Raw genomic sequence first — 18,439 nt, forward strand, 5'->3', positions numbered from 1 at the left:
GGCGTGGTCGCGCTCGACAGTCTCGACCTGAGCGTCAACGCCAACGAAATTCTCGGCCTGATCGGGCCGAACGGCTCCGGCAAAACCACCTTCTTCAATGTCATCACCGGCATCTATCGGCCGAATGGCGGCACGGTGACCTTCGAGGACGCTGATGTCACCGGCGCGTCGTCGCAGAAGATGTATCACGCCGGCGTCGCGCGCACCTTCCAGCGCTCGCGCCTGTCGCTGCCGCTGTCGCTGTTCGACAACATCATGATCGGCAACCACAAGCGGCTCAATCAGGGACTCTGGTTCAACCTGATGCAGCGAAGCGCCTTCAAGGACGAGTTCGAGACAAACTATCAAGCGGCGAGGGCGCTGCTGGAAATCTTCTCGCCGCCGCTGGTGAAGCGGATGTTCGATCCGGTCGGCGCGTTGCCGATGATCGACCGTCGCCGAATCGAGATATGCCGCGCGCTGATCAGCGCGCCGCGGCTGCTGCTGCTCGACGAGCCGTCCGCCGGCATGACCCATGACGAGACCGCCGAACTGATGAACGACATCCTGCTGGTGCGTGACCAGAACCGCAACCTGACCATCGTCATCGTCGAGCACGAAATGGGCGTGATCGAGCGGATCACCAACCGCTGCGTCGTGCTGAATTTCGGACGCAAGATCGCGGACGGACCCTATCGCAGCGTCGCCGCCGACCCGCTGGTGCAGGAAGCCTATCTGGGGGCGTCGGTATGAGCGGCAAATTGATGATCGAGAACGTCTACTCGGCCTACGACAAGGCCGATGTCCTCGAAGGGGTCTCCCTGACCATCGAGCCCGGCAGGGTCACCTGTCTGCTCGGCTCCAACGGCTCGGGCAAGACCACGCTGATCCGCTCGATCCTTGGTCTCACGCCGGCGCGCTCCGGCCGCATCATGTTCGACGGGGTGGATATCGCAGCGTTGCCGACCCACAAGGTGGTGGCCGCCGGCATCGCCTGCATTCCGGAAGGCCGCCGGGTATTTCCGAAATTCACCGTCGAGGAAAACCTGCGCCTCGGCGCTTATCAGGAGACCTCGGCATCACTCATTCGGTCGCGCATGGATGAAGTCTACTCCCTGTTTCCGCGGCTGGCCGAACGGCGGACCCAGTTGGCCGGCACAATGTCGGGCGGCGAGCAGGCGATGGTCTCGATCGGTCGCGGGCTGATGCGCGCGCCGAAGCTGTTGTTGATCGACGAGCCGTCGCTCGGGCTGTCGCCGCGGTTCGTGAAGGAGAACTTTAATATCGTCCGGCAAATCAACGAGCGGGGCATCACCGTCTTTCTCGTCGAGCAGAACGTGCATCAGACGCTGGCGATCTCTCACTATGGTTATGTGTTGTCCAAGGGACGGGTCGTCGCCGGCGGCACGCCGGAGGAACTGGCGAGCCGGGACGAGGTGAAGGAAGCCTATTTCGGGTAGGGCTGCGGATGGCCTTGAGGTGCGGAAACGTGCGTGGCAGTGTGCTCCCTCCGGCGGATTTTGATTTGCCGCAAAGCTTGTTTCGAGGAGGGGCTCAGTCTGCTCGAGGGTCGACCTGCTGACTGTAATCGAGATCACGGCCACGATGTTTAAGGCGACCGCAGACTAGGCGTGCAAGCAGGTCGCTAAAGTACCTAATAACGCTCTTCATAACGACGCTTCGTCAAGCACTTGGACAATTCTCAATATTTACCGGTGCGGCACGTTTGCCTTCTGCTGATGCCAGTGCGCAGCGCTTTGATTGAATCGCCTGGATTAAGTTTTCGATTTGAAGTTACCGGATTGAAGGAAGCTCGCTACGATTCATTTTTAAGTTCGACATTGAGGGGCGCGATGACAGACGACCCGCTTATCCGAACGAGACTGGTCTTTCATCTTGGCGGTTATGATCCGCATATGTTGCCGGAGAAATCATATCGCCGGTTTATCCGTGAGCTGAAACGATTTGAGAAAACCTGGTGCGCGGCCGCCGCAGTTTCGCCACTGAGCGTCGCGGCTGATGAGGCGACATGGCAGATCACGACAACGGGCCCCAATTGGCGTGTTGAGACACGTTATTGTCTGGTGCGCTGGGATGACATCATCAAGGCTGTTGCGCGTCGGCCCTGGTGGCAGCGCTTTCCCCTCAGTCAGGTGGCGTTTCTTGATTTTACCGCGGCAGGCGCGCTGTGGGGTTACATACGTACCAATTGGCGCTATGCGCTCTTCTTTCTTTATCCATTCCTGCTTTTCGATATTTTCATCATCATTGCCTGGTTTACGGGGGATTTTCTTACCAAAGTGAGCGGTTCAATTTGGATCGGGGTGATCGCGGGGCTCTTGATGCTCGTTGCCCTGGTGCGAGGACCGTCCCGGTGGCTCGGCATTGTCACGTTGTTCGACGATTGGATATTCTCCACTAACTACATCCATGCAGGCTATCCTGTCCTTGAAAAAAGATTCGACTTTATTGCGAAGGATATTGATACCGCTGCTCGCAGCGCTCACGTGGATGAGATCCTCGTCGTTGGCCACAGCCTCGGCGCGGTGCTCGCGATCGACCTTCTGGACCGCGTGCTGAAGGGCAATCCTTCCATTGGCGTAAGCTTGCCACGCGTGGCATTTCTGTCCGTGGGCTCGTCGATCCTTAAGATCGGACTGCACCGGGGAGCTAGACGTTTCCGTGGTTCGCTTCAGCGTGTGGCCGCGGCCTCCGGAATATTCTGGGCCGAGTATCAGGCGTTGACGGACGTGATGAATTTCTACAAGACCAATCCGGTATCTGAGGTGGGGCTGACGGCCATTGACCGTCCTGCGGTGCGGATCGTGAAAATCAGAAACATGCTGGATCCAGCTTCCTATCGTCGTATCCGCCGCAATTTCTACCGGGTGCATAATCAGTTCATCAGCGGCAACGAGCGCCGCACACCGTACGATTATTTCATGCTGGTCTGCGGTCCGTTATCAGCAAGGCAGCAGGTCGAATCGCCGGATGGCGCAGCTTCGGCATTCGACGCGAACGGCGCATTGATCGGCTCCGATCCGGATCATCACGAGCCAAATCATCATGCCGCTGCCTGAGCAAGCAGGGATGGACTGACGTTGACGCCATCAATTGCAAAGGTGATTTTCGCGCTTCTCGCCTTGGGCTGGTACGTGATCCGCTTCCCCTACGAGCGAAGATCCCGTCGCACGCCTGTGGTGCGCAACGCGCGTGGTCCGCGCGAGATTGCGTTGTTATTGGTTTCACTCACGGGCTTGGGCATTCTGCCCTTTGTCTACATTGCGACCGGCTTTCCGCGCTTTGCGGGCTATTCCTTCCGGCCGGCCCAGGCGTGGCTTGGCCTTGTCGTGGCGATCGCCGCGCTCGTGATGTTTCGCTTGACCCACAAAGCGCTTGGGCGGAATTGGTCCGTCAGTCTTGAAGTTCGCGAAAGTCACACGCTGATTTCGGACGGTGTTTATCGCTACCTACGGCACCCGATGTATACGGCCTTCTGGCTGTGGGCCATTGCGCAAGCCTTGCTGCTTCCGAACTGGTTCGCCGGCTGCGCTGGTCTCGTTGGCTTCGGCATTCTGTTCTTTGGCCGCGTGGCGAAAGAGGAAGCGTTGATGCTGGAGAGTTTCGGCGAGGATTATCGGAAATATATGTCCCGGACCTGCCGCGTGATTCCGTGGATTTACTAGCGCCGCGGTCGGCGCATTGCACCTTCACTGTGCATCGCAGGCAAAAGTGCGGCAAATGATTGTCCGCGAAGCGGTACGATCATCCTGAAGGCGTGCAGGATTTCGAATGGGCGTGTCATTTCGGGCACATGCCTCAGAAAACGCGCGTAGGGTCGTCCAATCGGGACGCTTTTAGTTGTCTGGAAACCATGCTGTGGCAAGCTTTCCGAGCGTAAATCGCCGCAAATGGGGTTTTCGAACACTGCTGAAGTTCTCCGTCCTTATCTAAGGAGATAGTTCATGCTGAAAGCTCTCATCGCAACGGGCGCAGTGCTCGCGATGGTAACTGCCGCTACCGCTGCCGATCTTCCACGCGCTCAACCTGTGTACTCACAGGCGCCCGTTGGAAAAATGCCAATCGGCAAATATCCGGTTGGGAAGTATCCAGTCGGAAAGTATCCGACTGCTGCTGCTCCCGTCGTAACCAAGGGGTAATCGATATCCACGCTCCGGATGGCGTGCCTCCTAGGTACGTCTCCGGGCGGGGATGCGAGTCTTTTGGGGATTCCAGTCCTTTGGACTCGGGTTCTTCTGATTCATGTCTCTGGAATTCCTTCTGAAAAGCGGTCCTCTCGGACGGCTTTGAAATTGGGGAGCTGACAGTGCAGATGACTTCAAGGAAAGGGAGCCGTAGAGGCTTTTCCCTGACAGGTATTTGTGTGCTCGCGGCTTCGATCTGTGCGGGCACAGGAATCGCTTCCGCGCAGCAACTCGCGGCGCGCGGCGAGCCTGAAAGAGGTAGCCAGGCCGCGACGACGTCGGAGACGTTCGACAGACAGGCCCACAAGCCGCGGCAGCAATATCCGTACTACGTCGATTTCCGTGCGCGGACTGCGGCGAGTTATGGTCATGCGTTTGTCTGGTATGGCCGCAGGACTGACCGGATGGTTGAAGTGGCCGGGCTGCATCCGCGCGGAGAAAGCACGGTGCCTTACGTTCTCGGCCATGTGCTGCCGGTGCCGTCGGAAACGGGCGCAAGTTACGGTGATCTGGATGCTCAATATCTGACGAGCAGCTATCGCGTCTATCTCAGCGAGGCGGACGGAAAACGGGTCTTCGCATACATCAAGAAGCTGCAGAACAGTTCGCCGGTGTGGAATGCTGTGACGTACAACTGCACGGCGTTTATCGGCGACATTGCGAAGTATATGGGTTTGAAGACGCCATACACGCACCTGCTGTACCCGGAGGAGTGGGTCGACAATCTCCGCAAGATCAACGGCAACCGCAAGGTGGTGCAGCTCGCCCCCGAGCGCGGGTCATGATCTGGCTCGCTGACGCGATTGTTTAACGGGGAGGCGAAAGTAGCAACGGAGGGGGACAAACGATCGGTGGGCGGTAAGCCCGCCGGTCGTTTGTGTATGCAATAACTGGAAAAAAAGCAGGCCAGGCTACGCCTTGTCGAACCCGTAAAACACCGTCGCATTGTCGACCAGGATCTTGCGGCGGAGTTCATCGCTCGGCGCCCAGTCCTGCAGCAGGTTAAGCAGCGGCGTGGTCTTGGGCATCTGCTTCATCTGACCGACATGCGGCCAGTCGCTCCCCCACACGATCCTGTCCGGGTTCACCTCGACCATTACCCGCGCCATCGGAAGCAGTCCGTCATAGTGCTCGGCCTGACCGGCAGCGCGATAGGCGCCGGAAAATTTCGCCCATGAATTGCCGTTGCTCAGCAGCCGCAACAGCGCCTGAAACGCCGGGTGCTGGACGCCGTCGCTCGGATTGATGAAGGCGAAGTGATCGACCGACACCGGACAGGAGAGTTTGGCAAGGCGATCTTCCAGCTCGATCAATTGCGGCCCTTTGAGCAGAAACTCCAGATGCCATCCGCGCGCGCGGCAGCGATCCGCGTCGTGCTCAAGACCGCTTAAATCGAGGCCGCCGGGGTGGGCGAGAATGTAGCGGATGCCGCGCACGCCTTGCTGGTGCAGTCTGTCGAGATCACTGTCGGTCAGATCAGGCGCCGGCACGATGATGGCGCGAAACGGCATTCCCAAGGCGGCGCCGAATTCGAGCTGGCAGCGGTTGTCCGTGCCATAAACGCTAGGCTGGATGCCGACGACGCGTTGGATGCCGAGGGCCTTGTAGAGCTTGCGGACGGCGTCGACGTTCGCCTCCGGCGGCGTGTAGTCCCGATCGTCGACATACGGATACTGCGGTGCGGTGCCGAACATATGCATATGGCAGTCGGTGGCATTAGCCGGCATCGCAAAGGACGGCGCAGTTGGATTGGCGTCGGGGGCCAGGCAGAGTTGGGTCATCCTACGTTTCTCTATTTGCTTTGTAGAAGGGAGGGAATGACGTGGGTGAACCACGGCACGAAGGCCACGACCAGCACGCCGATTATCAGGACAATGAAGTAGGGCAGCATCGCCTTGCTGGTCGCCTCCAGCCGGCTCTCCGAGACTGAGCAGGAGACGTAGAATCCGATGCCGATCGGCGGAATGAAGATGCCGACGCCCATCGCGAGGATCATGATCATGCTGTAGTGGATGATGTCGATGCCGTACTGCGTGGCGATCGGCATCAACAGCGGGCCTAAGATGATCAGCGCGGGCAGGCCTTCCAGCAATGACCCGACCACCATCAGGAGCACGATCGAGCCGAGAATGAAGACGATGCGGTTGTCGCCGAGCGAATGCAGGATCGCGGCGAGATTGGCTGGAAGATTCGCCGCCGTCAGCGTCCAGCCGAACGAGAAGGCAGCCGCAATGATGAAAAGCACCATGCCGGCGAGCAGGCACGATTCCACGGCGATGGTGTACAGCGTCTTCAGATCGACCGCGCGATAGATCACGTACGCCAGCACCAGACCGTACAGCACGGCGACGGCGGAGACTTCCGTAGGCGTGGCGATGCCGAAGCGGATGCCGACCACCATGATCACCGGCATCACCAATGGCAGGACCGCGCCGCCGCTGGCGCGGAGCAGTTCTGGCCATGTCGCGCGAGGGATCGACGTGACACCGTTGTTGCGCGACAGAACGTAGTTGAGGATCATCAGCAACGTGGCGATGACGGCGGCGGGCAGCAGGCCTGCGATGAACAGCGTTCCGATCGAGATCGGCGCCACTGAGCCCAGCACCAGCATGGCAAGACTCGGCGGGATCGTCTCGGACATCGCAGCCGAAGACGCCAGCACGGCGGCGCCTTGCTCAGGTCTGTAGCCTTGCTTCTTCAACTCGCGCCGCAGCACCGAACCGACCGCCACCACGTCGGCGATCTTCGAGCCCGAGATGCCGGAGATCATGTAGATCGTCAGCACCACCACCTGCAGCAGGCCGCCGCGCATGTGGCCCACCAGCGTCATAGCAAAGCGCACCAGGCGGAGGCTGATGCCGCCTTTTTCCATGATGAGACCGGCCCAGATGAAGAACGGCAGGGTGAGCAGAATGAAGTTCGTGGTGCCGTCGAATGTATTTTGGGCTGCGGCAATCAGCGGGGCAACGCCGCTGATCAACAGGAACATCACCGATCCGAGCAGCATGGCGAAGGAGACCGGGAGGCCCAGCAGCACGGCGAGCAGGAAGGCAATCAGCATGACGCCCAGCGCCGTGCCATTGCTGAGCCGCAGCGCGGGCACGATGCTGGCGGCGTAGACAATGCCAATCAGCACCGCGACCCCGATTGCGGCGGGAAACACCTGCCGTGGCGCGTATTCGAGGGTGAGGCGTTCGAGCGCGAAGATCACGCACAGCGCCAAGCCGATGGTCAACGGCAGCATCAGCCACGCCGAATTGATGTCGAGGATCGGTGTGTTCGACATCGACGCGATCGACAGCAGATTGAGCGACACGTAACCGACCACGGCGGCCACCACGAGCACCAGAAGGTCGATCCCGATGGCAACGGATAGACGCAGCGAGGCCGGCATCTTGGCCGTCAGGAATTCCACGGTGGAGTGATGCCGCGCGCGATAGGCCAGTGCGCCGCCGATGAAGGCGATCAGCGACAGAAACATCTTCGCGGCTTCATCGGACCACAGCAGCGACTGATGAAACCAGAACCGCGAGCCGATCTCGGTCAGAACGATACCAAGCTCGATCACCAGCGCAGCGACCAGCACGGCCCGGCAGACCGCATCGAGGCCGTTGAGTGTGCGCCGGACGGAGGATGCGATCGGGCCATCCCGCACTGAATGCGCGGCGGGATCGACCGATCCCGCCGCCAACTCGTGATGCACTGAGTCTTGATGCACTAAGTCTTGCACTAAGTCCTGCCCCGCTGAGAGCGCGGCCTGATCAGCCATGCCCGACTTCCTTGAGCACCGCGTCGTAGATATCGGCGCCGATGATATCCTTGAACTGCGGATAAACGCTCTCGGTGGCCTTGCGATAGGCGGCCTGATCGATGTCGACGAGCGTCATGCCCTTGGCTTTGAACTTGCCGGCGATTTCATCGCTCTTCGCCGCAATGGTCGTGCGCCAGTCCTTGGTCAGTCCGACAGAAGCCTCGCGAATCGCCTTCTGCGCGGAAGCGGGCAGGGTGTCGAACTTGGCTTTGCTCGCCATCATCACGCCGGCATTATAGACCTGATTGGTCAGGTTGACCGTGTTGACGATCTCGTCCTGCTTGGTCGCCGCGACCGAAATCATCGGCGTCTCGACGGCATCGATGACGTGTTGCGACAGCGCGAGATAAACTTCCGTGAGATCGATAGCGACCGGGCTTGCACCGAGCGCCTTGAATGTGCCGGCGAAGATCGCGCCGGGCTGCACGCGGATCTTGAGGCCTTTGATCCCGTCAGGCGTTGCGGCCTTCTTGTCCCGCGTGGAGATGACGCGCCAGGCCCAGTGACCGTAGCCGAGGCCGTAGATGCCCTTTGAGGGCATCATGTCGAGCAGCTTGGTGCCGATGGGGCCGTCCAGCACGCGCTCGGCGGAAGCCGAGTTGGGGAACAGGAAAGGCAGGTCCACCACCTGGAATTTCGGAAACACGGTGTCGATGAAGCCGGAGGTGTGGGCGCAGAAATCGATGATGCCGGTCTGCAGTCCGGTCATGATGTTGGTGCCGCTGCCCAACTGGCCGATGCTGAACACCTGGATCTCGATCTCACCGTCCGTGCGTTTGGAGACGTCCCCGGCAAAACGCTTCAACACGTCATAGAGCGGGTGGGCCTGGGTATCCGCGAAGGTCAGTTTGAGCGTGTGGGTCGGCGTTTTGGCCCAGCCGGTGCGGCCGACAAAAGGCATTGTGATGGATGCGGCAGCACCCGTCGCGCCGATCTGCAAGAATTTGCGCCGTTCAATCATGGTCGTTCGTCTCCCTGAAAATGCCTCCGATCTTTCGCCGGTCGGCATGTGTGAATGTCGTTAGTCGATAGACGTTATTCCTTGAAACCGTGCGACGGCGGGCGGAGGCCTGCACCGGCAGATGGATGGCAATGTTGTGGGTTGAAGGATTGACTGCTGAAGCGATTTTGCTTTCGTCGTTGGAGTCTTGTGGCCAGCTTATCGGCGATGTTGGAAAAAGCTAGTCCCCTCACAAAGGGGGCATATCACTTCGCATCGCTTGGCGATCTTTCGCGAACTTAGCCGGCATGCTCGACGAGGTGTCCACGTGAGGGAGCAGGGTCAAATGGATCGGCAAAGTATTGCGTTTCGCGCGCCACCATCCCGTCGCGGAATTCCATGATGCTGACCGTGTAAGATGGTTTGCCGTCATAGCTCAGGATGAACTCCGTCACCCAGAGATTGCCGCTGCCGACCATTCGCTGAACTGTGAAGTGTTTTGTGTTGGGCTGGAGGCGTCGGCTCTCCTGAATGTTGCGCCGGCCGCGGATTCGTTCACCTGATTGCGGATAATTAAGTACGGCATCGTCACAGTAGATGTCGTGTTCCAGCCTCAAAGTCGCTGGCGTCCGAAGCTTCCCAGTGGTGCTGCAGTGCAAGGCGAACGGTTTGATCATCCATCTCACTCTCCCACGTGGGAAACCAATCGCAACGATGGCGTTGCGTCCAGCGCTTGTCCTGCACAGCTTCGACGATATGCCTGCGAAGCGCTAGCGCCAACGCGCCGGACTCACGCCCTAGTGATGCCATCGACCTCGCATGAGTTTTAGGCAGGAGCCGGATCAGGCGGCCGCGTCATGCATCCGCCGATGACACTCACCGCCTTGCGTGCAATCTCTCGCAGTTCGTCCCGTGGCGTTCCGGCGCGGGCGCGAATTGCGATGGTGTGCATCGTAGCCGATGCCAACACAGCGAGCGCCGCCGGATCGGCGTCCTTCTTCAATTCGCCTTGTTCTCGGGCCCTGCGGAAACGCGCCTCAAAATCCGCATCCATCGCATGAAGCCCGGCGGCGACGCTCTTGCGGATCTGAGGATCCTCGACAGCCTCGGTGACCGCGGTTCCGACGACGAAGCAGCCGCGCCGGGCGCCCTTCACCGGCAAATAGAGCGACAGGGCCGCTTCATACGCTTGCATCAGCGCTTTACGTAGGGGCGCATCACCTGCGAGAGCGTCGCGCGTCTCGGTCAAGGTGGCCTCCCAATAACGCGCCAGGGCTTCGAGATAGAGGGCGTGCTTGTTGCCGAAGGCCGCGTAGAGACTGGGCGGATTCATGCCGGTCGCGGACGAGATGCTCTCGAGCGACGTGCCGGAATAGCCCGTCTTCCAGAACGCGTCCGTTGCGTGTTGGAGCGCGGCCTGCCGGTCGTAGTCACGCGGGCGCCCGCGGCGCTTGAGCCCAGTATCGCTTTTCTTTTGAGCCATGTTCCGAACCACCCCACAAATGCATGCCACATATTTGTAGCGAATAATACAAAATCAAGGCTTGAATGCCAAGCCCCGCCGCAATAATTGTAGCGTACGTTACAAAAATGGATTGAGACGAGGTTCGCCATGAGTTTGATTTTTTCGCCTTTCGGGTGGTGGATGAGCTTGGGTACGAAACCCCATGGCGGCGGCGACGTACTGGTGTTTCCTGTTCCCGATCCACGTCAGACTGCTGAGCCTGAGTCTGAGACCGTGAACACCAGTGCCACGCCCGCGCAGATGCCAAATCCTGCAAAGGAGGCGCCGCGCCAGAGGGTCGCCGACGGCTCGGTGTCGCCCCGAGCGGCCCCGACGGATCGCCGAGGAATGCGCGAGCGATTGCGTCGTCCTCTGATGCTCGCATTGCCGATCGCGCTGGCCGTGTTCGGCGGCGCTTATTATCTTGCCGAAGAACCCTATGTATCGACCGACAACGCTTTCGTCCGCGCGGCCAAGGTCTCTATCAATGCCCGAGTCGCGGGGCAGGCCGTCGCAATCGCCGTGCGCGACAATCAGCGGGTCCGGCAGGGGCAGGTCTTGTTCCGGATCGATCCGGAGCCGTACCAGATGGCGGTGGATCAAGCCGAAGCCCGCCTCGTCAGCACGCGTCTGCAGATCGATGCGCTGAAAGCAACGCTGCGCCAGCAACGCGCCGAACTGCAATCGGCCCGGGATTCGGCCGCGTTTAGCGAACGCGAATTCGATCGTAAGAAAGCCCTGGTTGCTTCCGATTTCACGCCGAAGGCTGCGTTCGATCGCGCCGATACCGATCTCAAGGTGGCCCGTCAGCGGATCGTATCGATAGAGCAGCAGATTGCGAGCACGGTGGTCGCGCTGGCCGGTGATCCGGACATCGAGATCGACCGCCACCCGACGGTCCGCGCCGCCAAATCGCAACTCGATCGCGCCCGGCTCGATCTCTCTTATTCGGTCGTGCGGGCACCTGACGACGGGATCGTCACGAAGGTGGATAATTTGCAGGTGGGTGACTTCGTCAATCCGGGCGCCGCCGTGTTCACGCTGCTGTCGAGCCGGGAAATCTGGATCGAGGCGAATTTCCGCGAGACCGGACTGACCCACATGCGTCCGGGGCAAGACGCAACAATCGATGTTGATGTGTATCCGGGGCGGACCTTCAAGGCGCACGTGGTCAGCATGAGCCCCGGCACGGGATCCGATTTCGCCGTGCTGCCGCCGGAGAATGCAACCGGCAATTGGGTCAAGGTTGTCCAGCGCTTGCCGGTGCGCCTCGAACTTGATGAGGCCGACCCGAACCGCCCGCTGTTCTCGGGGATCAGCGTCACCGCGCGAGTGGACACGCGTCAGCGCAGTTCCTGGCTTGGCCTGCTTGTGTTCAGTCTGCTTCAGCCCGCGGTCGCGATGGAGTCAAAAAAGTGAGCTCGCACATACCAGGCGTTCCGGTCGATGGACATCGCGCCATTACTGTGGCGGCGCTGACGGCGACCTATATGGAGGCGGTGAACGTCTCGCTGCCGAATGCAGCGTTGCCGCATATGCAGGGCACGCTCTCCATGGCCAATGACGAAGTCGGCTGGGTGTTTACCTCTTATATCGTGGCGGGCGCTGTCACGATGCCGATGGCGCGCTGGTTGGCAGGGCGTTTCGGTCGGAGGCTGGTCCTTCAATCCGCGCTTGGCGTCTTCGCGCTTGGCCTTGTGCTCGACACGTGGGCAACGACGACCCTCCAGTTCGTGCTCGCGCGGATCGTGCAGGGGGCGGCGAGCGGCGCGCTCGCGCCAGTATCGATGGCGATCCTGCTTGATGTGTTCCCGCCGCAGCGCCATGCCCGGATCGGCCTCACGGCAACAGTGTGCTTCCTGCTCGGGATCAGCAGCGGCGCGAGCATCGGCGGCTGGATCAGCGAGTATTGGGGCTGGCACTCGATCTTCTATATCAGCCTGCCGGTGGTGGCCTTCATTTTCCTCGTGATGACCCTTGCACTCCCCGAGAAGAGAGCGGAGCGCAGTCCGCCGTTCGATTTCTTCGGTTTGGCGATGCTCCTGCTCGGGTTGATCGGCCTGCAGATGGTGCTCGACCGGGGGGAACGGCTGGAGTGGTTCAACTCGGCGGAGATCTGGGTCGAAGCGATTACCTCGGTCTCCGGATTCTATCTTTTCATCGTGCACGTGCTGACGCGCGAGGTGCATTTTCTCGACAAGGCGCTGTTCAAGAACCGCAACTTTCTTCTGTCGGCAATCATGGTGTTCGCTGTCGGCTTCGTTCTGCTGCCGACATTGGCTTTAACTTCGCCGATGCTGGAGGAATTGCTCGACTATCCGGTCGACACCACGGGCTACATGACGCTGGCGCGCGGCGTGACGCTTGTCGGCGGCGTGGCGCTGATGAGCTTCGCGCCACCATGGATCGACAGCCGGCTGTTCATGATCGGCGGCATGGCGATGGTCATCTATGCCAACTGGATGATGCTTGGCTATTCGCCCGAAATGGACTGGCGGTTCGTGTTCGTTGCTGGCCTGCTCCAGGGCGGCGGTCTCGGCATGTTGCTGCCGGCGCTCACCAAGATGGCGTTCAGCACGCTTGATCCGAAGTTCAGACCGGAGGCGACTGCGCTCTTCGGCATGTCGCGCGTCTATGGAAGCGCGATCGGCATCGCGATCGTCCAGATCTTTTTCTACAACAACACCCAGGCCATGCATCTTGCGCTCGCAAAGCACCTGACGCCCTACAGCGCCGCCGTCCATGTCGTGGGTTCGATCACCAAGCCGGGGCTTGCCGCGTTTAATGGCATGGTCACCCACCAGGCGGCCTTCGTTGCGGTGGTCGATCAATTCAAGATCCTGATGCTCGTGATGCTGGTCGTGAGCCCGCTCGTGCTGCTTCTCAATAAACCTCAGCCTGCCAAATAGAGGAGTGCCCTATGACAATGACTGACACGCTTCGCGATACGCGTATTCGCCTCAATCATGGATCCGTCCTCATGCCTGCCGCAGGGTTCGGCACGTTGATCCCCGATCCGGTTGCGACGAAGCAAGCGGTCAAGACGGCGCTGCAAGTGGGATACCGGCATTTCGACACGGCCGAGCGATACCGCAACGAAGCCGTCGTCGGCGAGGCGATGCGCGAGATCTTCGCGGCCGGAGCAATCCAGCGCGAGGATGTGTTCGTGACCGCCAAGATTTGGAACACCAATCATCGTCCCGAACGCGTCAAACCTGCTTTCGACGCAAGCCGTAAGCGGCTCCAGGTCGGGACGGTCGATTGCTATATCATCCATACGCCCTTTGCCTTCAAACCGGGCGATGATCAGGATCCGCGGGATGAGAAGGGCCTCGTCATCTACGATCGCGGCGTGACGTTGCTCGAAACCTGGCAGGCGCTCGAGCGCCTGGTGGATGAGGGGCACTGCCGATCGATCGGCTTGTCGGATGTGACGCTGGAGAAACTGCGGGAGATCGTGTCAGTTGCGCGGATTAAGCCGTCCGTCGTGCAGGTGGAATCACACCCTTATCTTCCTGAATGGGAGCTGCTCGACTTCTGCAAGGAGCACGGCATCGTCCTGCAGGCATTTGCGCCGCTGGGGCATGCCATGCAGCCAAATGTCCTCACCGATCCGATCATTGAGCGCATCGCCCAGCGTCTGCACAAGACGCCCGCCCAGGTGGCACTGGCCTGGGCTTTGCAGCGCGGCACGGCATTTCTGACGACGTCGAAGACGCCTCATCGCATCGAGGAGAATTTCGACGTATCGCTCCTGCCAGACGATGCGATGCGCGAGATTCGGGAAGAGATCACAACAACCATTCGGTTCAACCCCGTCGTGGAGACCGGCGTGCCTGGATTTATTCCACGGCCGACCGAGGCTTGACCCAACGAAGTGAGGCGCACGGGCCTGGCGAGAAAGCAACGTTGCGATCGCCTTCATCCAGTGCGCCGCTGCCCTCGATACGCATGTGCCCCTCGGGTGCCGGGCCGGGCACGACGAACTCAGCATGATGGGACGCGAGATGTTGGACTTGTTTCTGCTTGTGAGTTGTCACCGTGTGATGCGCGCGGAGCTGAGATATGGTTTTCGCCGGCTGCGTTTTGTCTGGAAGAAGCTGCGTATCTCGATGGACGCATAAGCGAATTTATACACGCGCTCAGCTCCTCCGCTTGGTGCTGCGGCCTTTCGGCTGGCCATAGATCACAAGCGTCAGGCGCGGATCGTCGTTGGTCTGAAATGTTGCATAGGTTGTCTTGATGGTTCCGAAGGTGGGGTGTCGCATCACCTTCTCACCGGACGATCGGATGCGGATGCCATGTTCTTTCCACCAGCGCCGAAACTCGGGACTTAGCGATTTCAGTTCTTCCACCAGTTCGACGAACTCCGGCGCATCGGACCAGAAATCGTAATTCACGCGGAAGCTTTCCAGCATGCCGCGCGCTTCTTGCTCCCAGTGAGGATAGCGTTCCCGCATCTCGGGGGCGGTGAACATCTGGTAGAGGGAGTTGCGCTGCTTGGCCGGAAGCTTCGCGTAGTCGCGGAACAGTTTGACCGCATGGCGATTCCAGCACAGCACATCGAAGCGCGCGCCGATGACATAGGCCGGCACGTTCATGCCGTTGACCATCTCGATGAGATGGGCTGGCACGGTTTCTTTCGTGAACTTCCGGCGCGCCGGGCCGAAGGCCAGGCTGTTGAGATGAATCTTATCGGCGGGGGTGAGGCGAAGCGCCTTGGCGAGGGCATCCACCGTGGCACGCGAGGGAAGTGAATCGCGCCCTTGTTCGAGCCGTACATACCAGTCCACGGAAATACCTGCGAGTTCGGCGACTTCTTCGCGGCGCAGTCCCGGCGTCCGCCGCCGCGCAGTGACGGAAAGGCCGCAGTCGGCCGGGTTCAGCCGCTCGCGGCGCTGACGCAGCAATTCGCCGATTTGCCGGCTGGTGGTCTGGGTTTGGGTCATCGTTCTAGCCTAGCACTATCCTAGGATAAATCTCCCCCTGAATATCACCTGGGGCGGTCGCTACGTTTCCTTCGACTATTGCATTAAAGGACCGACGATATGAAAGCATGGCAGATCGAACGCCTTGGCGGGGCGACCGCGTTCAACGAGGTGCCGATGCCCGAGCCGCGTGCCGGGAGTGTCGTCGTCCGGATCGAAGCATCGGCTCTGATGTCCTATCTGAAGGACTATGTGGACGGCAAACTGCCGGTGTACGATCCACCGGAAGGCTGGTTCACCCCTGGCGGAAACGCGGTCGGCACCGTTCATGCGGTCGGCCGGGATGTCTGGCACATTCATCCGGGCCAGCGGGTTTTCGTGTCGTCGCACGTCGTTGCCGACGAGTGTGTCAGCGAGCCTGCGCAGATTCTGCAGGGCGTGACCGCCATGGGAGCACCCGGCAAACCCCTGCGGCAGGACTGGCGCGACGGCACACTTGCGCAATATGTGCTCGTTCCCAAATTGTCGGTGACGCCGCTGGATGGCCTCGATGGATTTGACGCTGCGCAACTCGCGGTGCTGACGCGATTTGCCGTGCCCTATGGCGGGCTGCTGCGTGGACGGTTGACCGCGGGCGAAACTCTGATTGTCACCGGTGCCACCGGCGCCTATGGCGGCGCCGCCATCCTGTTGGCGCTGGCGTTAGGGGCAGGGTGCGTGGTCGCCGCCGGACGGAATCAACGCAAGCTCGAGAGCATCACGCGAGCCGGAGGATCGCGCGTCGTCCCGGTCATCCTGTCGGGCGACATCGACAACGACGCGGAGAGACTGCGCGCGGCCGCGGGCGGTGGTGCGGACATCGCCTTTGACATGGTCGGCGGTGCCCGCGATCCGAATGCGACATTGGCCGCGCTGCGCGCCTTGAGGCGCGAGGGCCGGCTTGTGTTAATGGGCAGCATGTCGGTGCCGCTGCCGATTTCCTACATGGACGTGATGATGAACAGCCTCGAAGTCATCGGACAATTCATGTACCCGCACGATGTCTATCGCAAGCTCGTCACACTCGTTCGTTCCGGGCAGCTCGATATCAGGGCCATCCGGCCGCGCACGTTCTTGCTCGACGACATCGCCAAAGCGATGGACGCGGCAGCCGAGGCAAGCGCCCTCGAATGCGCCGTCGTCACCCCGACCTGACGTTCCCACGAAGGAGTTTATCTCATGCGCATTCTGCAGCACGCCTTCCGCACCTATGTCGAGCCCGCCATGCTCGACCAGACCATCGCTTTCTATGAACAGGCTCAGGGCATGGCCTGCGAGCGGCGCGTCAAGATTGTCGAGACCGGTGTGGAGGCGGCGAAGGTCGGCGGATTTCTCATTCTGTCCGGCACGAAGGAGCAGCTCGCGCCTGCGCGGCATGTGCACGCGATTTTCTATGTCGACTCGCTGGATGCCTTCATCCCGTGGCTGGGCGACAACGGCGCTGAAATTCTGGATGGCCCGCGTCACGTCACGCGCGGCAGGAATCTCACGGCAAGGAATCCGGATGGCCTTGTTGTCGAGTATTTCGAGGCTGCGTCCTGACGTACCGCAGCTTTCGTGTGGTCATTGGGAGCCCGACGATCACCACGGGCATCGCGATGGGCGTGGTGCGCCGGAGCTAAGCAGCGCGGGCTTTGGTTAAGGAACTATCGTTCACGGAAGTGTCATCAGGAGCCCGCACCAAGGATTCCGAAATCTTTAATAAATTCGTCCGCACTATTCTCGCGACGAGGCGATCTCGGGAGGATTGTCATGCGTATCGCGAGAGAGATGGTTGCGGAAGGCTTCCTGGCTATTGCGTTGACAGGCTATGCCGGGCTTTGCGCCGCGTTGCTGGAATTAGCCTTTACGCACTGAGGTCACAGGGCTTGCGGCCATGATGGGCACCAGAGACAAGCGGCCCGTCATGCGCTTGGGTATATTTTATCGATCTGGAAAGTTCTGCTGCTTTCGCAGTTCGTATTCAGCCCAAATTTTTGCATATCTTTCCTTGCGGTAGGAATAGGAGACGTATCCGATTGCTCCAGTCAGCGATATAAAGAGTATAAGGGCCACACAGACGAATATCGTTGAAGACACGATTTTTGTGTAAAGGCTTCTCACACGAAGCCTCAACGGCTTCTTTCTGTTCATGCGTGCTGGCAGCGAGCCTCGTGCTTTCATTCGAGAACAGGTCTCCGCTTGCAAGTTCTGGAAGGGGTGTCTCGTACTTCTCCCGGAGGCAGGTGTGCCATAGCAACTTTTAGTCCCCATTAGCAGGTTGATTAAAATCTAAAGCAGTGCTCGTGGGACCTGGAAGCCCGCTGATGGCGAGCGTATTCCAATTGCAGTGATGAAAAGATTGACATGTCACTGCCGTCCCGTCGCCGCGAGCAAAGCGTCACGTTCGACCGCCGGCATGGCGCGCACACGACGCCTTGCGATCAGGCGTAACGCGGCAAATCCGCCAAGGAACACCACCACCTTGCTGACGATGCCATAGACCGGCATGAACCAGGCCCATGTCTCGAGGCTGCAGGTCAGCGCGACGAACGCATTCACGGCGGCGGAGACGAACATCAGGCCCGCCCACACGAAGCCGACCACCACGGCAACATCGGGCACGACCGTCCGTGCGATCTGAGGCAGGTAGCGATTGAGCCAGCCCGGCTTGAGCATCACAATGCCGATGATCGCGTAGATCACGCTCGGCTTGAACAGCACGAAGCGGGGATCGTTGGTCAGCAGCGTCGCAGTACCGGCCGCCACGACCAGAAACAGGCTCAGCCATTCCATGGCCTCGATCGGCCTTTGGCGGATGAGCTGGAATCCGATCTGCGAAAGACCGAACACGATGCCGAGGCCGACCGAGAGGACGGTATTGTGCGTCAGCAGAAACAGGACGAGAAAGACCAGGGTCGACGCCAGGTCGAGGAGCAGCGTTCGGGCGGCGTTCAGGAAATCCTTCATCGGGTGTTGGCCCCTTGTCGCGCGACAGACGCGTCTCGCTCACGATGCCATAGATGATTTGTCGCCTGCGGAAAAGCGGTCGTT

General features: G+C 60.2%; 17 protein-coding genes and 1 pseudogene. 11 read left to right on the top strand and 7 right to left on the bottom strand.

The genetic code is table 11. The features are described from left to right. The first annotated feature begins 3 nt into the window (after positions 1–3). From ACP0KA_RS19230 to ACP0KA_RS19255, 6 genes are all read left to right on the top strand, one after another. Positions 4–732, top strand: coding sequence for an ABC transporter ATP-binding protein (locus ACP0KA_RS19230; RefSeq protein WP_424630330.1), 729 nt, complete (start codon positions 4–6; stop codon positions 730–732). After that, positions 729–1,439: an ABC transporter ATP-binding protein gene (locus ACP0KA_RS19235; protein WP_424630331.1), complete on the top strand. Its 711-nt coding sequence runs from the start codon at positions 729–731 to the stop codon at positions 1,437–1,439. The genes ACP0KA_RS19230 and ACP0KA_RS19235 overlap by 4 nt, the downstream gene beginning before the upstream one ends. Before the next feature lie 231 nt (positions 1,440–1,670). Further along, a complete protein-coding gene (locus tag ACP0KA_RS19240; protein WP_424630332.1) occupies positions 1,671–3,059 on the top strand; it encodes a hypothetical protein in 1,389 nt (462 codons plus the stop codon). A 21-nt stretch (positions 3,060–3,080) separates the two neighbouring features. Beyond that, positions 3,081–3,665, top strand: a complete 585-nt coding sequence (locus tag ACP0KA_RS19245) for a protein-S-isoprenylcysteine O-methyltransferase (protein ID WP_424630333.1) — start codon at positions 3,081–3,083, stop codon at positions 3,663–3,665. Positions 3,666–3,944: 279 nt separating this feature from the next. Next, positions 3,945–4,139, top strand: coding sequence for a hypothetical protein (locus tag ACP0KA_RS19250; protein WP_424630334.1), 195 nt, complete (start codon positions 3,945–3,947; stop codon positions 4,137–4,139). A 173-nt stretch (positions 4,140–4,312) separates the two neighbouring features. Then, positions 4,313–4,969 (top strand): hypothetical protein, encoded by a 657-nt coding sequence (locus ACP0KA_RS19255; protein WP_424630335.1) that lies wholly within the window; start codon positions 4,313–4,315, stop codon positions 4,967–4,969. 126 nt (positions 4,970–5,095) lie between these two features. Here the strand turns inward: ACP0KA_RS19255 and ACP0KA_RS19260 are convergent, their stop codons facing one another. From ACP0KA_RS19260 to ACP0KA_RS19280, 5 genes and pseudogenes are all read right to left on the bottom strand, one after another. Next, entirely contained in the window at positions 5,096–5,965 is an 870-nt protein-coding gene (locus tag ACP0KA_RS19260; protein WP_424630336.1) for an amidohydrolase family protein, read from the bottom strand. An 11-nt stretch (positions 5,966–5,976) separates the two neighbouring features. Further along, entirely contained in the window at positions 5,977–7,953 is a 1,977-nt protein-coding gene (locus ACP0KA_RS19265; protein ID WP_424630337.1) for a TRAP transporter large permease subunit, read from the bottom strand. Further along, on the bottom strand, positions 7,946–8,956 hold the full coding sequence (locus tag ACP0KA_RS19270) for a TRAP transporter substrate-binding protein (RefSeq protein ID WP_424630338.1): 1,011 nt from the start codon (positions 8,954–8,956) through the stop codon (positions 7,946–7,948). The genes ACP0KA_RS19265 and ACP0KA_RS19270 overlap by 8 nt, the downstream gene beginning before the upstream one ends. Before the next feature lie 278 nt (positions 8,957–9,234). Continuing rightward, positions 9,235–9,616: pseudogene (locus ACP0KA_RS19275) on the bottom strand (nuclear transport factor 2 family protein). A 145-nt stretch (positions 9,617–9,761) separates the two neighbouring features. Beyond that, the gene (locus ACP0KA_RS19280) at positions 9,762–10,418 is read right to left on the bottom strand and encodes a TetR/AcrR family transcriptional regulator (protein WP_424630339.1); all 657 of its coding nucleotides are present in this window, start codon (positions 10,416–10,418) and stop codon (positions 9,762–9,764) included. Between the two features lie 396 nt (positions 10,419–10,814). Between ACP0KA_RS19280 and ACP0KA_RS19285 the strand changes: the two genes are divergently transcribed. From ACP0KA_RS19285 to ACP0KA_RS19295, 3 genes are read left to right on the top strand one after another with little or no spacing between them, the layout of a single operon-like run. Next, positions 10,815–11,858 carry an HlyD family secretion protein gene (locus tag ACP0KA_RS19285; protein WP_424631658.1) on the top strand — a complete coding sequence of 348 codons (1,044 nt, stop codon included), beginning with the start codon at positions 10,815–10,817 and terminating at the stop codon, positions 11,856–11,858. Next, positions 11,855–13,348 carry an MFS transporter gene (locus ACP0KA_RS19290; RefSeq protein WP_424630340.1) on the top strand — a complete coding sequence of 498 codons (1,494 nt, stop codon included), beginning with the start codon at positions 11,855–11,857 and terminating at the stop codon, positions 13,346–13,348. The genes ACP0KA_RS19285 and ACP0KA_RS19290 overlap by 4 nt, the downstream gene beginning before the upstream one ends. An 11-nt stretch (positions 13,349–13,359) precedes the next feature. Then, positions 13,360–14,307 (top strand): aldo/keto reductase, encoded by a 948-nt coding sequence (locus ACP0KA_RS19295; RefSeq protein ID WP_424630341.1) that lies wholly within the window; start codon positions 13,360–13,362, stop codon positions 14,305–14,307. Between the two features lie 274 nt (positions 14,308–14,581). On the opposite strand, the gene ACP0KA_RS19300 is transcribed toward ACP0KA_RS19295, so the two are convergent. Further along, positions 14,582–15,388: a helix-turn-helix transcriptional regulator gene (locus tag ACP0KA_RS19300; RefSeq protein WP_424630342.1), complete on the bottom strand. Its 807-nt coding sequence runs from the start codon at positions 15,386–15,388 to the stop codon at positions 14,582–14,584. A 99-nt stretch (positions 15,389–15,487) separates the two neighbouring features. Between ACP0KA_RS19300 and ACP0KA_RS19305 the strand changes: the two genes are divergently transcribed. Then, positions 15,488–16,561 (top strand): zinc-binding dehydrogenase, encoded by a 1,074-nt coding sequence (locus ACP0KA_RS19305; protein ID WP_424630343.1) that lies wholly within the window; start codon positions 15,488–15,490, stop codon positions 16,559–16,561. A gap of 24 nt (positions 16,562–16,585) precedes the next feature. Continuing rightward, entirely contained in the window at positions 16,586–16,948 is a 363-nt protein-coding gene (locus ACP0KA_RS19310; protein WP_424630344.1) for a VOC family protein, read from the top strand. 807 nt (positions 16,949–17,755) lie between these two features. On the opposite strand, the gene ACP0KA_RS19315 is transcribed toward ACP0KA_RS19310, so the two are convergent. After that, positions 17,756–18,355 (bottom strand): inner membrane-spanning protein YciB, encoded by a 600-nt coding sequence (locus ACP0KA_RS19315; RefSeq protein ID WP_424630345.1) that lies wholly within the window; start codon positions 18,353–18,355, stop codon positions 17,756–17,758. Positions 18,356–18,439: the final 84 nt, after the last annotated feature.

This window comes from Bradyrhizobium sp. SYSU BS000235 (assembly GCF_049747295.1).
Classification (GTDB): domain Bacteria; phylum Pseudomonadota; class Alphaproteobacteria; order Rhizobiales; family Xanthobacteraceae; genus Afipia.

Excerpts from the sequence above, each read along its gene's own strand:
- ACP0KA_RS19265 (WP_424630337.1), bottom strand. The coding sequence starts at position 7,953 with ATGGCTGATCAGGCCGCGCTCTCAGCGGGGCAGGACTTAGTGCAAGAC.
- ACP0KA_RS19280 (WP_424630339.1), bottom strand. The coding sequence starts at position 10,418 with ATGGCTCAAAAGAAAAGCGATACTGGGCTCAAGCGCCGCGGGCGCCCG.
- ACP0KA_RS19285 (WP_424631658.1), top strand. The coding sequence starts at position 10,815 with ATGCTCGCATTGCCGATCGCGCTGGCCGTGTTCGGCGGCGCTTATTAT.
- ACP0KA_RS19255 (WP_424630335.1), top strand. The coding sequence starts at position 4,313 with ATGACTTCAAGGAAAGGGAGCCGTAGAGGCTTTTCCCTGACAGGTATT.
- ACP0KA_RS19310 (WP_424630344.1), top strand. The coding sequence starts at position 16,586 with ATGCGCATTCTGCAGCACGCCTTCCGCACCTATGTCGAGCCCGCCATG.
- ACP0KA_RS19270 (WP_424630338.1), bottom strand. The coding sequence starts at position 8,956 with ATGATTGAACGGCGCAAATTCTTGCAGATCGGCGCGACGGGTGCTGCC.
- ACP0KA_RS19305 (WP_424630343.1), top strand. The coding sequence starts at position 15,488 with ATGAAAGCATGGCAGATCGAACGCCTTGGCGGGGCGACCGCGTTCAAC.
- ACP0KA_RS19300 (WP_424630342.1), bottom strand. The coding sequence starts at position 15,388 with ATGACCCAAACCCAGACCACCAGCCGGCAAATCGGCGAATTGCTGCGT.
- ACP0KA_RS19250 (WP_424630334.1), top strand. The coding sequence starts at position 3,945 with ATGCTGAAAGCTCTCATCGCAACGGGCGCAGTGCTCGCGATGGTAACT.
- ACP0KA_RS19295 (WP_424630341.1), top strand. The coding sequence starts at position 13,360 with ATGACAATGACTGACACGCTTCGCGATACGCGTATTCGCCTCAATCAT.
- ACP0KA_RS19315 (WP_424630345.1), bottom strand. The coding sequence starts at position 18,355 with ATGAAGGATTTCCTGAACGCCGCCCGAACGCTGCTCCTCGACCTGGCG.
- ACP0KA_RS19260 (WP_424630336.1), bottom strand. The coding sequence starts at position 5,965 with ATGACCCAACTCTGCCTGGCCCCCGACGCCAATCCAACTGCGCCGTCC.
- ACP0KA_RS19235 (WP_424630331.1), top strand. The coding sequence starts at position 729 with ATGAGCGGCAAATTGATGATCGAGAACGTCTACTCGGCCTACGACAAG.